We start from the raw sequence: 16,009 nt of genomic DNA on the forward strand, positions 1-16,009 counted from the left end.
CAATATTTAAAAGGATTTAATTTAAAATTCAAGAGTAGTTAATCGAATATGGTTACTTTAATTATTTATCGGGTAAATTTGTTATATCAGAACTTCAAAAGTGTATATTTATTCAATTGAACACCGCTTATTTAAGGTAATATCACTTGATTTTCACTTACTCAGTGTAATCTAGTGATTATTTAGAATATACAAATCATATTAAATTGATATAATATATAATTATTAATAGATTATCAGTATTTACTAAAATCGGGAGGCCTTTTCATGTCTGACAACCAAGTTAAAATTAAAAAGCAAACAATTGATCCGACTTTAACACTAGAAGATGTTAAAAAACAATTAATTGATAAAGGAAAAAAAGAAGGTCATTTAAGTCACGAAGAAATCGCTGAAAAACTGCAAAATTTTGAAATGGACTCAGATCAAATGGATGATTTCTTCGACCAATTGAATGACAATGACATTACACTTGTTAATGAAAAAGATAGTTCTGACACGGATGATAAAATCAATCCTAATGATTTGAGTGCCCCTCCTGGTGTCAAAATCAATGACCCAGTGCGTATGTATTTAAAGGAAATTGGTAGAGTTAATCTTTTAAGTGCTCAAGAAGAAATTGAGCTTGCAAAAAGAATTGAACAAGGTGATGAAATTGCTAAATCACGATTAGCTGAAGCAAACTTGCGTTTAGTTGTTAGTATTGCTAAACGATATGTTGGTCGTGGAATGTTATTCTTAGATTTGATTCAAGAAGGTAATATGGGCTTAATTAAAGCTGTGGAAAAGTTTGATTTTAGCAAAGGATTTAAATTTTCAACATATGCCACTTGGTGGATTAGACAAGCTATTACACGAGCAATTGCTGACCAAGCACGTACAATTCGAATACCAGTACACATGGTAGAAACGATTAATAAATTGATTCGTGTTCAACGTCAATTATTGCAAGATTTAGGAAGAGATCCAGCTCCTGAAGAAATTGGAGAAGAAATGGATTTACCACCAGAAAAAGTCAGAGAGATTTTAAAAATTGCACAAGAACCCGTTTCATTAGAGACGCCAATTGGTGAAGAAGATGATAGTCATTTAGGAGATTTCATTGAGGACCAAGAAGCTCAAAGTCCATCTGACCATGCAGCATACGAATTGTTAAAAGAACAATTAGAAGATGTTTTAGATACACTTACTGACAGAGAAGAAAATGTTTTACGTTTACGTTTTGGTTTAGATGATGGACGAACAAGAACACTAGAAGAAGTTGGAAAAGTATTCGGTGTAACACGTGAAAGAATTCGTCAGATTGAAGCAAAAGCTTTAAGAAAACTAAGACATCCTAGTCGAAGTAAACGTCTTAAAGATTTCATGGATTAAATTAAAGGAATAAGACATTGGCGTTTGAATTATTAATTAATAGTAATGTCGTTTAACTAAATCATCACACTAAAGAAGGGTGGGATAGTGAATTCAAATTTCTTATTACTGAATTCTATCCTACTCTTTTTTAATACATATAAGGAGTTTAAAAATGATTAACCTTAACCAAAGATTATCAATTGTATGCTCATTTATTAAAAGAGGAACATTGGCTGATATTGGCTCAGACCACGCATATCTACCTATATATGCAATTCAAAACGACTTATGCACAAAAGCAATAGCGGGAGAAGTGATTCAAGGACCTTATAAGGCTGCTAAAAGAAATATTGCAAATTATGAATTAAATCAACAGGTTGATGTACGTCTAGGCGATGGTCTAAGCGTTATAAACTCAGAAGACCAAATTGATAATATAACTGTTTGTGGTATGGGAGGGCCATTAATTGCAAAAATATTAAACGATGGAAAAGATAAATTAGTTAACCATCCAAGACTCATACTACAAAGCAACATACAAACTCAAGCATTAAGACAAACTCTTAATAAACTTTCATATGAAATCGTTGATGAAAGAATCATTGAGGAAAAGGGTCACATATATGAAATCGTGGTAGCTGAGTTTAATAATAACTTAGTTAAATTAAATATATTACAAGAAAAATTCGGACCATTTTTACTTAGAGAATGTAATAACATTTTTCAAAAAAAATGGCAAAGAGAGTTAGAAGCACTGCGTGATATAAAATCCCAATTGAATTCAACATCACATCATGAGAGACTAAAAGAAATAGAAGATGAAATTAACTTAATACAAGAGGTGTTAATTAATGAAAATTAGTGAACTGATGGAAGTTTTAAATAATCACGTTCCATTTCATCAAGCTGAATCATGGGATAATGTAGGATTATTAATTGGTAATGATAAGTTAGATATTACAGGTATTCTGACAACACTCGACTGCACCGATGATGTTGTTAACCAAGCAATTGAACTTAATACCAATACCATCATTGCTCATCATCCACTTATTTTCAAAGGAGTAAAACGTATCGTTGAAGATGGATATGGTAGTATAATTCGTAAACTTATCCAAAATAATATCAATCTTATAGCATTACACACTAATCTTGATGTAAATCCTAAAGGTGTCAATCGAATGTTAGCGGATCAAATAGGTTTAGAGAACATATCAATGATTAATACAAATAGCTCATATTATTACAAAGTTCAAACTTTTATACCTAAAAATTATATTGAAGATTTCAAAGACAGTTTAAACGAACTTGGATTAGCTAAAGAAGGTAATTACGAATATTGTTTCTTTGAAAGTGAAGGTAAAGGGCAATTTAAACCAGTAGGTGATGCAAGTCCTTATATAGGGAAGTTAGATAGTATCGAATATGTTGATGAAATAAAACTTGAGTTTATGATAAAAGACAATGAATTAGAAATAACTAAACGTGCTATTTTAGATAATCACCCATACGAAACACCAGTTTTTGATTTTATTAAAATGAACAAAGAAAGTGAGTATGGATTAGGGATTATTGGACAATTAAACCAAACTATGACTTTAGATGAATTTTCTGAATATGCCAAAAAACAGCTCAATATACCGAGCGTACGATATACAGGTCAACATGATAGTCCAATTAAGAAAGTAGCTATCATAGGTGGTTCAGGTATAGGATTTGAGTATAAAGCTAGCCAACTTGGAGCAGATGTTTTTGTTACTGGTGATATTAAACACCATGATGCTTTAGATGCTAAAATCCAAAATGTAAATTTATTAGACATCAATCATTATAGTGAGTATGTTATGAAAGAAGGATTAAAAGAATTATTAGAAAAATGGTTATTTAAATATGAAAATCAATTTCCAATATATGCTTCTGAAATCAACACAGATCCATTTAAATATAAATAAATGTTATTGATAAACATTTAAAGGAGAACAAATTATGTCAAAACATCCATTTGAACACTTTAATTTAGATGAGAATTTAATTGAAGCTGTTAAAAATCTCAATTTTGAAAAACCGACTGAAATCCAAAATAGAATCATACCGAGAATTCTTAAAGGAACAAATTTAATAGGACAATCTCAAACTGGAACTGGAAAGTCACACGCTTTTCTTTTACCATTAATTCAACTTATAGAAAGTGACATTCAAGAGCCACAAGCCATCGTAGTAGCTCCAACACGTGAACTTGCTCAGCAACTATATCAAGTTGCTATGCATTTAGTAAAATTCAAAAAAGGTATAAATGTAAAACTTTTCATTGGTGGTACCGATTTAGAAAAAGATAAACAACGATGTAGCCATCAACCACAACTCATTATTGGTACACCAACAAGAATTAATGATTTAGCACATTCAGGTTATCTTCATGCACATTTAGCGTCATATTTAATTATAGATGAAGCTGATTTAATGATTGACCTCGGTCTCATTGAAGATGTTGACCATATTGCAGCGAGATTAGATGATGAAAATGCTCATCTAGCGGTATTTAGTGCAACAATACCTAAATCATTACAACCATTTTTAAATAAATATTTAAGTCAACCAGAATTTGTAGAAGTTGATGGCAAAGCTCATAATAAAGAAAATATCGAATTTTATCTAATTCCTACAAAAGGTTCTGCTAAGGTAGATAAAACATTGGAATTGATAGATATATTGAATCCTTATCTATGTATTATTTTCTGTAACAGTCGTGAAAATGCCGATGAATTGGCAGACACTTTAAATAAAGAAGGAATTAAAATAGGTATGATTCATGGTGGTTTAACACCAAGAGAACGTAAACAACAAATGAAAAGAATAAGAAATTTAGATTTTCAATTTGTCATTGCAAGCGATCTTGCTTCTAGAGGAATAGATATTGAAGGCGTAAGTCATGTTATTAATTTCGATGTACCCAATGATATCGATTTCTTCACACATCGCGTAGGTCGAACAGGAAGAGGTAATTATAAAGGTGTAGCCATTACATTATATAGTCCTGATGAAGAAACTAATATTACTCTTATTGAAGACAGAGGTTATAAATTTGAAAATGTAGATATTAAGAATGGTGAATTAAAACCGATAAAGGCATACAATATGCGTAAATCAAGACAGCGCAAAGATGACCATTTAACAAATGAAGTTAAACACAAAGTAAGAAGTAAATCAAAACGTAAAGTTAAACCAGGCTATAAAAAGAAGTTTAAACAAGAAGTTGAAAAAATGAAACGTCAAGAAAGAAAGCAGTATAGTAAAAAGCAAAATAGACAAAAACGAAAAAATAATAAAGGATAGGTGAAATGAATGTTAATAGGATCACATGTTTCAATGAGTGGCAAAAAAATGCTGCAAGGGTCAGCAGAAGAAGCACATAAATATGGTGAATCTACATTTATGATTTATACAGGTGCGCCTCAAAATACAAGACGTAAAAATATTGAAGATTTAAATATCGAAAAAGGCCAGCAGGCAATGAAAACATATGGCTTATCAAATATCGTTGTACATGCACCATATATCATTAACATTGCAAATACAACCAAACCTGAAGTATTTAATTTAGGAGTCGACTTTCTACAAAAAGAAATCGAAAGAACTCAAGCGCTCGGAGCGAAAGATATTGTACTGCATCCTGGAGCGCATGTCGGAGCAGGTGTAGATAAAGGAATTCAAAAAATTATTGAAGGACTTAATGAAGTACTCACACATGATAATGATGTAAGAATAGCACTTGAAACTATGGCGGGTAAAGGAACAGAAGTAGGGAGATCTTTTGAAGAAATTGCTCAAATAATTGATGGTGTTACACATAATGATCGCTTATCAGTATGTTTTGATACGTGCCACACTCATGATGCCGGTTATAACGTCAAAGAAGATTTCGATGGTGTACTAGAAAAATTCGACAGCATAATTGGAGTAGATCGAATTAAAGTAGTACATGTTAATGACAGTAAAAACCTAAGAGGTGCTCAGAAGGATCGTCACGAAAATATCGGCTTTGGTCATATTGGCTTTGATGCACTTAATTACGTAGTACATCATGATACTTTTAAAAATATTCCCAAAATATTAGAAACTCCATATGTTGGTGAAGATAAAAAAAATAAAAAACCACCGTATAAATTAGAAATAGACATGTTAAAATCACAAAAATTTGATCCAGAACTCAAAAACAAAATTTTAACTCAATAAAATATTTATAAAATTAAGCCATTCATCGTCTTTTCATTCAGTGAATGGCTTAATTATTTCATCATGTTAAATAAAAATAACATCGTTTTAATTGCGACTATAAAGTCACTAGACTAATTATAGAACAAGCAAAACTATATGTAATTTAAAATAGTCGTAAACATTACTATTTACATAAAAATTAATAAGTTGTATAGTTATATGCGAGGTGAAAACCATGACAACACCAGTTTTTGAATTACGAAATTTAGATTATTATTTCGATAATAAGCATGTATTAGAGAACATAAATATCAAAATTAATCAGGGAGAATTTTTAGCAATTGTTGGTCCGAACGGGGCAGGCAAATCTACTTTACTAAAAGTTATACTAGGGCTATTGCCTATACAAAAGGGCGAGATAATTGTTGATGGAAAACCATTTAAAGGTAATAAATCTTCATTGAAAATTAGCTATGTTTCTCAAAAAGCTTCTGCCTTCAATGCAGGTTTCCCAGCTAGTGTAAAGGAAGTTGTTTTAAGTGGTCTGACTAAAACAAAAAAATTATTTCAAAGATTTAATAAAAATGACTATCAAAAAGTCACAAAGGTATTAGAGAGATTAAATATATCTCATTTAATAAATAAAAATATAGCTGAACTATCTGGTGGTCAACAACAACGTGTACTTATTGCTAGAGCACTTATTTCAGACCCAAGTGTGCTAGTGTTAGATGAACCTACAAACGGAATTGATGCAAAACATGTAAGCAAATTTTACGATACACTTGATAAATTAAAAAAACAGGGGATTACAATAATTTTAGTCACTCACGATATTGGCGTTGTAGCAGATACCGCTACTGAAGTAGCATGTTTAAATAAACATCTTCATTTCCACGGTTCCACAGAAGCATTTAAGTCTTTAGATGAAGTTGAAATTTCAAAAATTTATGGTCATCCTATTCAATTTGTTGATCATCAACACAACCGAACATGTTGTAATGAGGGAAATGAATAAATTTATATTAGAAACAAAGAGGAAGTGTAACTTTTGATAGATGCGTTATTAAATTTTGATTTTATTAGATATTCTTTGATTAGCGGTCTGCTTATTGGCTTTATCGCACCATTAATAGGTGCATTTATTGTAGTTCGGAGACTATCTTTAATTGCTGACGCTTTAAGCCACGTGACATTAGGTGGTATTTCCTTTGGTATGTTTTTGCTTACCATTATTCCAGTTTTCTCAGTAATAAACCCTATGTGGTTTGGTATTCTTTTTGCTGTTATTGGAGCGTTATTAATTGAAAAATTAAGGACTTCGTTTTCTAATTATCAAGAAATTGCAATTCCTATTATAATGAGCGCTGGTATTGCTCTAAGTGCTATTTTTATTTCTCTAGCAGATGGTTTTAATCAAGAAATCGTAGGCCTACTATTTGGATCAATTAGTGCAGTAAATATTAGTGATTTAACTACAATTATTATCATTACAATAATTGTTCTCATATTTATTGTTTTATTTTATAAAGAATTGTTTATTTTATCATTTGACGAAGAATATAGTAAGGTCATAGGTATACCAAAGTGGATTCAATTTTTATTTATAGTAATTGTTGCTATGGTAATATCTGCATCAATGAGAGTTGTAGGTATATTATTAGTAAGCGCGTTAATAACTCTTCCTATAGCAATTTCAATGAGAATAACTAAAGGATTTAAACAATTAATAGCATTAAGTGTTATATTAGGAGAATTATCTGTAATTCTAGGATTAATTATAGCTTTTTATATGAATATATCACCTGGTGGCGTCATTGTTGTACTATTGGTATTAATGCTCATACTAACGATGATTATTCAGAAGTTAAAAATTAAGTTTAAAAAGGGAGTCGTTTAAGAATGAATACAAATGATGCAATTAAAGTTTTAAAGGAAAACGGACTTAAATATACTGATAAACGTAAAGATATGCTAGATATCTTTGTTAAAGAGGATAAATATTTAAATGCTAAACATATTCAACAACAAATGGATAAAGACTATCCTGGAATATCATTTGATACTGTATACAGAAATCTTCATTTATTTAAAGATTTAGGCATTATAGAGAGTACCGAATTAGATGGAGAAATGAAATTCAGAATCGCATGCACAAATCATCACCATCATCATTTTATTTGCGAAAATTGCGGAGAAACTAAAGTGATTGATTTTTGTCCAATAGAAAAGATTAAAAGTCAATTACCCAATGTAAATATTCATACTCATAAATTAGAAGTGTATGGTATTTGTGAAGAATGTCAACGTAAAGCAAACTAAAATATCATTCGGATTATAATACTGGCACATTTCATCATTTAAATTTAAGATTTTCAATCATCGAATTTTAAATATTTAATTCTTAGCATAAAGTGAATACTCATGATTAGTAGGAAAAGAACCTAGTGACAATAACTGAGGTTCTTTTTATTAATTATAGGCCATTGGTCGTATTTATTAAAATTTATGCATTTTTATGTTTAATCTTCACAAATTTGAGATATATTTATAGTATATCAATTAGTAGGTTTAGAAAAATATTAACAAGATTCACATTAACAATTTTGTTTAATTGTCGTGTGAGTCGGGAAAATAATTTAATAATTAAAACTTTTTTGAAAGCATATTCTTTGTTGCTTATAAATCTACTTGTTATGATATAGTTATAGACAATTTAGGAGGATGATTATTTATGGCTTTTGAATTACCAAATTTACCTTATGCATATGATGCATTAGAACCACACATCGACAAACAAACTATGGAAATTCATCATGACAAACATCATAACACATATGTTACAAAATTAAATTCAGCAGTTGAAGGGACAGATTTAGAAGCTAAATCAATCGAAGAAATTGTTGCTAATTTAGATAGTGTGCCATCTAATATTCAAACAGCTGTTCGTAATAATGGCGGTGGTCACCTTAACCATTCATTGTTCTGGGAACTATTATCACCAAATTCTGAAGAAAAAGGTGAAGTAGTAGATAAAATTAAAGAACAATGGGGTTCTTTAGATGAATTTAAAAAAGAATTTGCAGATAAAGCTGCAGCACGCTTTGGTTCAGGATGGGCTTGGTTAGTTGTAAACAATGGACAATTAGAAATTGTTACAACACCAAATCAAGATAATCCAATTACTGAAGGAAAAACACCAATTTTAGGTTTAGATGTTTGGGAGCATGCTTATTATCTTAAATATCAAAATAAACGCCCAGATTATATCAATGCATTCTGGAATGTTGTTAACTGGGAAAAAGTTAATGAATTATATAATGCAACTAAATAATCAATATTAAATAACTTTAGAACATAAAAATTCTAAAAATCAGTTTGAACAATACCTTATATTTATTGTCATAGCCCTTAGATGATTTGCATCTAAGGGCTAATTACATATATAACTATATACTATCTACAACACGTGAGAAATGAGATTCATTACTTAATATCCATTTTTATTAAAATCTAAATGAACATAAAAGTATATACATTTAGTTTGAATTACAATACTGATGAAACCGATGTAAAAATTTTTGTTATTGATTATTGTTTAAAAGTATATTTATAAATTTGACTATCAATTGATAAAGGAATTTTTCTGCGCTTCTTTTTTGTTAAAATGATAGAAAAATAATCTAATATCATATATCATTTGTATGAGAGACTTTGAATAGAGGTAGGTTGTTTTGCTAAAAAGATTAAAAGAAAAATCAAATGATGAAAAAATGAGAAACACCATGAATAAAAGAATCAATTTCATATTTGGATTTATAGTATTTATCTTTGCTATAGTCGTATTGAGATTAGGTTATTTACAAATAGCACAAGGATCTCATTACAAACAATTAATCAAAAACGATGAAAACATAACTGTTAATGAATCAGTACCAAGAGGCCGAATACTAGATAGAAATGGCAAAGTACTAGTTGATAATGCTTCAAAGATGTCTATTACATACACTAGAAACCGTAAAACATCACAAAAGGAAATGTTAAATACTGCTAAGAAACTGACAGATTTAATTAAAATGGATACAGATAAAATTACTGAGAGAGATAAAAAGGATTTTTGGATTCAAATGTATCCGTCATCTGCTAAAAAGTTAATGAGAAAAGAACAATTAATGTTAGAGGATGGCAGTATTTCACAAGACCAATTTGATACCCAACTTAGAGATAAAATAGGAAAAAAACAATTAAAACAGTTAACTAAAAAAGATTTGCAAGTTTTAGCAATTTATCGGGAAATGAACGCTGGGTCAACTCTAGATCCTCAAACAATTAAAAATGAAGACGTAAGCGAGAAAGAATATGCAGCCGTATCACAACAGCTTTCTAAATTACCTGGTGTAAATACTACAATGGATTGGGATAGAAAATACCCATACGGTGATACTTTAAGAGGCATATTTGGAGATGTGTCGACTTCGACTGAAGGTATACCTAAAGAATTAACTGAACAATATTTATCAAAAGGTTATTCACGAAATGATCGGGTCGGTAAATCTTATCTTGAATATCAATACGAAGATGTTCTTAAAGGCACGAAGAAACAAATGAAATATACAACTGATAAATCTGGAAGAGTAATAAGTTCAGAAGTACTTAATCCTGGCTCAAGAGGTCATGATTTACAATTAACTATAGATATTGATTTACAGAAAAAAGTAGAATCTTTATTAGAAAAACAAATTTCTAAATTACGTAGTCAAGGTGCTAAGGATATGGACAATGCGTTAATGGTTGTCCAAAATCCTAAAAATGGAGACATTCTCGCTATTGCAGGAAAGCAAATTGATAAGCAAGGTAAACTCAAAGATTATGATATCGGCAACTTTACAGCTCAATACACAGTAGGTTCTTCAGTAAAAGGAGGAACATTATTAGCTGGATACCAAAATAAAGCTATTAATGTTGGAGAAACTATGGTAGATGAGCCATTAAAATTCCAAGGTGGTTTAACTAAGCGTTCTTATTTTAATAAAAATGGTCATGTATCTATCGATGATAAACAAGCACTTATGCATTCATCAAACGTATACATGTTTAAAACCGCACTTAAATTAGCAGGTGACCCCTATACTTCAGGTATGTCATTACCTAATAATATAGCAGATGCTGGTCGTAAATTGCGTAAAGGGTTAAATCAAGTAGGTCTTGGCTTAAAAACAGGTATTGACTTACCGAACGAAACGCCAGGCCAAATAGAACCCTTAACTAATAATCCTGGTAACTATTTAGACTTAGCTATTGGACAATACGACACATATACACCACTTCAGTTGTCCCAATACGTATCAACTATTGCTAATGATGGCTATAGAATTCAACCACATATTGGATTGTCTATTTATGAATCTACTAATAAAGATGAAACTGGTCCATTAAAACGTAAAATTAAGGGTAATGTTTTAAATAAGGTAAATAACTCAAATGACGAAATTAAAGAAGTTCAAGAAGGCTTCAAAATGGCTTTCAATGAAAAGCAAGGTACAGGTTATGCTAGTTTTAGAAATACTGTAGTACCTTCAGCTGGTAAAACAGGAACTGCTGAAGTTTTTCAAGACGGAGAACCTAGAGTTAACTCAACATATATCGGTTATGCACCCGTCGATGATCCTAAATTATCTTTTTCAATTGTCTATACAAATCAACCTGTTCCACCACCTTGGTTAAATGGTGGAGATTTAGGTAGAGACGTAATCAACTACTATTTTAAAGATAAGGATAATAAAAAAGATGACTCTCAATCTAATAACGAAGAGAAAGAAGATTAATTTAAATTGTCAACTCAACTAATCACGAAATTATACTTTGCAATTAGTTAAGTAATTGGTATAATAAAAAAGTCGTATTTTGAAAAGGTAAGGAGGAGAAACTCATGCGCGTAAACGTTACATTAGCTTGTACAGAATGTGGAGATAGAAACTATATCTCAACAAAAAACAAAAGAAATAATCCTGAACGTGTAGAAATGAAAAAATATTGTTCACGTGATAACAAACATACTTTACATCGTGAAACTAAATAATAAATTTTTTAAAATTTGTACATGACAATATAAAATCGATTTAATCCCTTTAAAGTAACCACTTATAAAAGTGAAAACTTTGAAGGGATTTTTCATTTACTTTTTTTATCATTAAATACCAACTTAATGACATTAGTAACTATAAACGTTATAATGTTAAGTGAACGAAATGGGTGAATAAAATGGATAAAAAAGGACTACGTAGAAATATAATTAAAAAGATGAAATCTTACGACAAAGAACAAAAATATTTGGCTGATGAATGGTTGGCTAAGAAATTATATCAAAGTGAAGCTTATCGCAAAGCTAACACAATTGGTTTTGTTTTATCGATGCCTCATGAAGTTAATACATATCCAATTATTACTCATTCGCTAAACAATAATAAGAAAATTTTTGTTCCTGAAACAAATTATCAACAGCAAGACATGACTTTTAAGCAACTATTATCAATTGAGGATATCGAGAAAGATAGCAAAGGTATTTATCATTCTATTTCCCCAGTCGGTACAACGAATAAAATGGACTTAGTTGTAGTACCGGGGGTTGCATTTGACAAATTGGGCTATCGAATAGGATATGGTGGTGGTTATTATGACCGATTCCTGAGCCAACATAAATGTAATACAGTTAGTTTACTATACGATTTTCAGTTAGCCCAATTCAATATAGAACCACACGATCAACCTGTAGAGCAATTAATTATTTATCACAATAAAGTGGTGGAGGAATAAATGAATATTAATAAACTTTATTGGAAGGCTTTATACTACTGGATTAGGTATCTTAATTATAATGTAATTTATCGTGATAAAGAGGACGATGAAATATGGTTGTCTCATAAGAGAAAACATTCAATTGTTGTATTTAGAAAAGATGTCACATCTACCCAAGAGATTAGGTTTGATAAATCAAAAATTATGGAACGACCTGAAGAAATACAACAATTCATCGGTTATATACCTGAATCTTATGAATTTTATTATTTTACGGATAAAGAGCTTTCAAAAGAAAATTTAAATGAAGAAAAACCAATTAAACTGAAATTTAAAATTATAAGCAATGAGCAAAGCTTAAATTCACTCCCTATAAACTTTTTACTTTTAAAAATGCTAATTAATAATGAAGATAAAAGGACTTACCTTCATTACAAAAGAAAAGTTTTAACACAAAATCTTGTTGATAAACATATGCAACGTTTTACCCCTATTACATATACACTTATCTTAATTAATATTGTGATATGGTTATGTATGATTTTATACTTAAATCGATTTTCTGATGTTAAACTATTAGAAGTAGGTGGACTTGTTCATTTTAATGTTGTTCACGGAGAATGGTATAGACTTATTTCGTCAATGTTTTTACATTTTAATTTCGAACACATTTTAATGAATATGCTCTCTCTATTTATTTTTGGTAAAATTGTCGAATCAATCATTGGATCATGGCGAATGCTAATAATTTATATAATATCCGGATTATATGGAAATTTTGTTTCTCTATCATTTAATACGACTACAATTTCAGTCGGTGCTAGTGGAGCAATATTTGGTCTAATTGGTTCTATTTTTGTGATTATGTATTTAAGCAAGAATTTTAATAAAAAAATGATTGGCCAGTTATTAATTGCTTTGGTTGTTTTAATCGTTTTTTCACTTTTTATGTCTAATATTAATATAATGGCACATTTAGGTGGATTTATCAGTGGTGTATTAATTACATTAATAGGCTATTATTTCAAAACACAACGCTCTTTATTTTGGTCATTTTTGATTGTATTTTTACTTATATTCATCATTTTACAAATTAGAATATTTACTATAAGTGAGGATAATATCTATGATAAATTAATTCGGGATGAAATGATTAAAGGTAATTATAGCGAAGCAAAAAATGTTGTAAAACAAACACTTAATAATAATTACGCCGATGATGAAACATATTACCTTAGTGGTTTGATTACTGCAACTAAGAGTTCGCAAGCAGAGGCCGTATCAGAATGGGAAAGAGGTTTAAGAAAATTTCCAAATTCAGGTGTACTTAATTATGAATTAGCTATAGCTAATCGTTCTTTAAGTGATGATAAAAAGGCTTTAAAATATATAAAAAAAGCTGTAGCAATTAATCCTAATAATAAAAAATATGTTAATTTAAAAAAAGAGTTGAGTAAATCTAATGACACGAAAAATTAAAAGTTTTTATGACGTGTTACAATTACTTAAAACATATGGTTTCATTATATATTTTAAAAATCCAGATGATATGTATGAAATGATGATACAAGAGATTAAATCCTTATATAGTTATCAATTGTTAACGAAGGATGAATATCTAAATTGTATACTGATAATTAATCAAAGAAGGAATGAAAAGTAATGACAGATATTATTTTAGCTGCTGATATAGGCGGAACAACTTGTAAATTGGGGATATTTGACAAGGATTTAGAACAATTGCATAAATGGTCTATTGATACTGATACAAGTGACCACACTGGTGAGTTACTTTTAAAAAACATTTATAATTCTTTTACTGAAAAGATTGCAGAATATAAATATGATTTTAACAATGTAGTTGGAGTCGGTATTGGTGTTCCTGGGCCTGTTGATTTTGATACTGGAGTTGTATACGGAGCTGTTAATTTACATTGGCCCGATAGTGTCAATGTAAGAGAAATTTTCAAACAATATGTTAATTGTCCAGTTTATGTTGATAATGATGCTAATGTTGCTGCTTTGGGAGAAAAACATAAAGGTGCCGGCGAAGGTGCTGATGATGTAGTAGCCATTACTTTAGGTACCGGCCTAGGTGGAGGTATAATTTCTAATGGAGAAATTGTACATGGACACAATGGGTCTGGCGCTGAGATTGGACATTTAAGAGCTGATTTTGATCAACGTTTTCAATGCAATTGTGGTAAATCAGGTTGTATAGAAACAGTTGCTTCTGCTACTGGTGTAGTAAATTTAGTTAATTTCTATTATCCTAAATTAACGTTTAAATCATCAATTTTACAACTTATTAAAGATAACCAAGTAACTGCAAAAGCTGTATTTGATGCGGCTAAAGCTGGCGATCAATTCTGTATATTTATAACTGAAAAAGTGGCAAATTATATCGGTTATTTATGCAGTATCATTAGCGTTACTAGTAATCCAAAATATATTGTTCTAGGAGGGGGCATGTCTACAGCGGGACTTATCCTTATAGAAAATATTAAAACTGAATACCGTAATTTAACTTTTACTCCAGCTCAAAATAATACTGAGATAGTACAAGCTAAGTTAGGGAATGACGCTGGTATTACTGGTGCAGCTGGGCTTATCAAAACATATATCATAGATAAAGAGGGTGCTAAATAATGGCAATTGTTGATGTAGTAGTTATTCCAGTAGGAACAGAGGGACCTAGTGTAAGTAAATATATAGCTGAAATCCAAACAAAGTTAAATGAATTTAAACAACAAGGGAAAATTGATTATCAATTGACACCAATGAATACATTAATCGAAGGTGATTTGAAAGACCTTTTTGAGGTGATTCAAGCGATTCATGAATTACCTTTTGATAAAGGGTTAGATAGGGTTTGTACAAATATTAGAATTGATGATCGTCGAGATAAATCAAGAAAAATGAATGATAAATTAAAATCAGTACAAAAACATCTAGACCATAGTGGTGAATTATAATGCGAATTTCAAATTTAACATTAGGAATAGTTGATACTAATACGTATTTCATTGAGAATGAAGAAAATGTAATATTAATCGATCCCTCAAGTGAAAGTCAAAAAATAATAAAAAAATTAAATCAAATCAATAAACCTTTAAAAGCAATTTTATTAACACATGCACACTATGATCATATCGGAGCATTAGATAATATTATTGAAAAATATCAGGTTCCAGTTTATATGAGTAAAGATGAGTTTGATTTTTTAACTGATCCAGATAAAAATGGCTCATCTAAATTTACACAATATGGTTTATCTAAAATAGAAAGTCACGCAAATCCCTTAAGTTTATCAGAAGGTCCTGCAGAGATTGAAGGATTTAAATTTAAAGTATTACATACGCCAGGTCATTCGCCAGGTAGTCTTAGTTTTGTTTTTAATGACTTTGCTGTTGTTGGCGATACTCTGTTCAAAAATGGTATCGGTCGTACAGACCTTTATAAGGGAGATTATGAAACATTAATTGATTCAATAAAAGATAAATTATTTGAATTAGAGGGTGATATGCCACTTTTCCCTGGACATGGGCCTTACACTACAGTTGACGATGAGCAACTCAATCCGTTTATAAATGGTTAAATATTATAGAGTAAAAAAATCACCTCCTACGTTTATATATGTAGG

The 16,009-nt window shown here is 30.2% G+C and carries 16 protein-coding genes and 1 pseudogene; all 17 read left to right on the plus strand.

Annotation, left to right across the window (positions count from 1 at the left end; translation table 11 throughout):
• Positions 1-267: 267 nt before the first annotated feature.
• The 17 genes and pseudogenes from rpoD (at position 268) to AC1Q7N_RS02290 (ending at position 15,964) form a co-directional block, all read left to right on the plus strand.
• Complete coding sequence (gene rpoD / locus AC1Q7N_RS02210) at positions 268-1,374, plus strand: RNA polymerase sigma factor RpoD (RefSeq protein ID WP_002440071.1); 1,107 nt, start codon at positions 268-270, stop codon at positions 1,372-1,374.
• A 154-nt stretch (positions 1,375-1,528) separates the two neighbouring features.
• Positions 1,529-2,218 (plus strand): tRNA (adenine(22)-N(1))-methyltransferase, encoded by a 690-nt coding sequence (locus AC1Q7N_RS02215; RefSeq protein WP_001831175.1) that lies wholly within the window; start codon positions 1,529-1,531, stop codon positions 2,216-2,218.
• The gene (locus tag AC1Q7N_RS02220; RefSeq protein WP_001831093.1) at positions 2,208-3,308 is read left to right on the plus strand and encodes a Nif3-like dinuclear metal center hexameric protein; all 1,101 of its coding nucleotides are present in this window, start codon (positions 2,208-2,210) and stop codon (positions 3,306-3,308) included. The genes AC1Q7N_RS02215 and AC1Q7N_RS02220 overlap by 11 nt, the downstream gene beginning before the upstream one ends.
• Positions 3,309-3,342: 34 nt before the next feature.
• Positions 3,343-4,689, plus strand: a complete 1,347-nt coding sequence (locus AC1Q7N_RS02225) for a DEAD/DEAH box helicase (protein ID WP_049388435.1) — start codon at positions 3,343-3,345, stop codon at positions 4,687-4,689.
• A 9-nt stretch (positions 4,690-4,698) separates the two neighbouring features.
• Positions 4,699-5,589 (plus strand): deoxyribonuclease IV, encoded by an 891-nt coding sequence (locus tag AC1Q7N_RS02230; RefSeq protein WP_002456488.1) that lies wholly within the window; start codon positions 4,699-4,701, stop codon positions 5,587-5,589.
• A 201-nt stretch (positions 5,590-5,790) separates the two neighbouring features.
• Positions 5,791-6,589 (plus strand): annotated as a pseudogene (locus AC1Q7N_RS02235) (metal ABC transporter ATP-binding protein).
• A 33-nt stretch (positions 6,590-6,622) separates the two neighbouring features.
• Positions 6,623-7,471, plus strand: coding sequence for a metal ABC transporter permease (locus AC1Q7N_RS02240; protein ID WP_001831102.1), 849 nt, complete (start codon positions 6,623-6,625; stop codon positions 7,469-7,471).
• A gap of 2 nt (positions 7,472-7,473) precedes the next feature.
• Complete coding sequence (locus AC1Q7N_RS02245) at positions 7,474-7,893, plus strand: Fur family transcriptional regulator (protein WP_001831164.1); 420 nt, start codon at positions 7,474-7,476, stop codon at positions 7,891-7,893.
• Positions 7,894-8,305: 412 nt separating this feature from the next.
• On the plus strand, positions 8,306-8,905 hold the full coding sequence (locus tag AC1Q7N_RS02250; protein WP_001831217.1) for a superoxide dismutase: 600 nt from the start codon (positions 8,306-8,308) through the stop codon (positions 8,903-8,905).
• Between the two features lie 400 nt (positions 8,906-9,305).
• Positions 9,306-11,396, plus strand: coding sequence for a peptidoglycan D,D-transpeptidase FtsI family protein (locus tag AC1Q7N_RS02255; RefSeq protein WP_002456490.1), 2,091 nt, complete (start codon positions 9,306-9,308; stop codon positions 11,394-11,396).
• 104 nt (positions 11,397-11,500) lie between these two features.
• Entirely contained in the window at positions 11,501-11,650 is a 150-nt protein-coding gene (gene rpmG / locus AC1Q7N_RS02260; RefSeq protein ID WP_001830957.1) for a 50S ribosomal protein L33, read from the plus strand.
• Between the two features lie 182 nt (positions 11,651-11,832).
• Complete coding sequence (locus AC1Q7N_RS02265) at positions 11,833-12,384, plus strand: 5-formyltetrahydrofolate cyclo-ligase (protein WP_001831001.1); 552 nt, start codon at positions 11,833-11,835, stop codon at positions 12,382-12,384.
• Entirely contained in the window at positions 12,385-13,845 is a 1,461-nt protein-coding gene (locus AC1Q7N_RS02270; protein ID WP_001832757.1) for a rhomboid family protein, read from the plus strand.
• The gene (locus AC1Q7N_RS02275) at positions 13,829-14,029 is read left to right on the plus strand and encodes a YqgQ family protein (protein WP_001831138.1); all 201 of its coding nucleotides are present in this window, start codon (positions 13,829-13,831) and stop codon (positions 14,027-14,029) included. Before AC1Q7N_RS02270 ends, AC1Q7N_RS02275 begins: the two co-directional genes overlap by 17 nt.
• The gene (locus AC1Q7N_RS02280) at positions 14,029-15,015 is read left to right on the plus strand and encodes an ROK family glucokinase (protein WP_001831113.1); all 987 of its coding nucleotides are present in this window, start codon (positions 14,029-14,031) and stop codon (positions 15,013-15,015) included. Before AC1Q7N_RS02275 ends, AC1Q7N_RS02280 begins: the two co-directional genes overlap by 1 nt.
• A complete protein-coding gene (locus AC1Q7N_RS02285; protein ID WP_001831234.1) occupies positions 15,015-15,341 on the plus strand; it encodes an MTH1187 family thiamine-binding protein in 327 nt (108 codons plus the stop codon). Before AC1Q7N_RS02280 ends, AC1Q7N_RS02285 begins: the two co-directional genes overlap by 1 nt.
• Positions 15,341-15,964: an MBL fold metallo-hydrolase gene (locus tag AC1Q7N_RS02290; protein WP_001831016.1), complete on the plus strand. Its 624-nt coding sequence runs from the start codon at positions 15,341-15,343 to the stop codon at positions 15,962-15,964. Before AC1Q7N_RS02285 ends, AC1Q7N_RS02290 begins: the two co-directional genes overlap by 1 nt.
• Positions 15,965-16,009: the final 45 nt, after the last annotated feature.

This window comes from Staphylococcus sp. GW823-FHT05F06 (genome assembly GCF_058795495.1).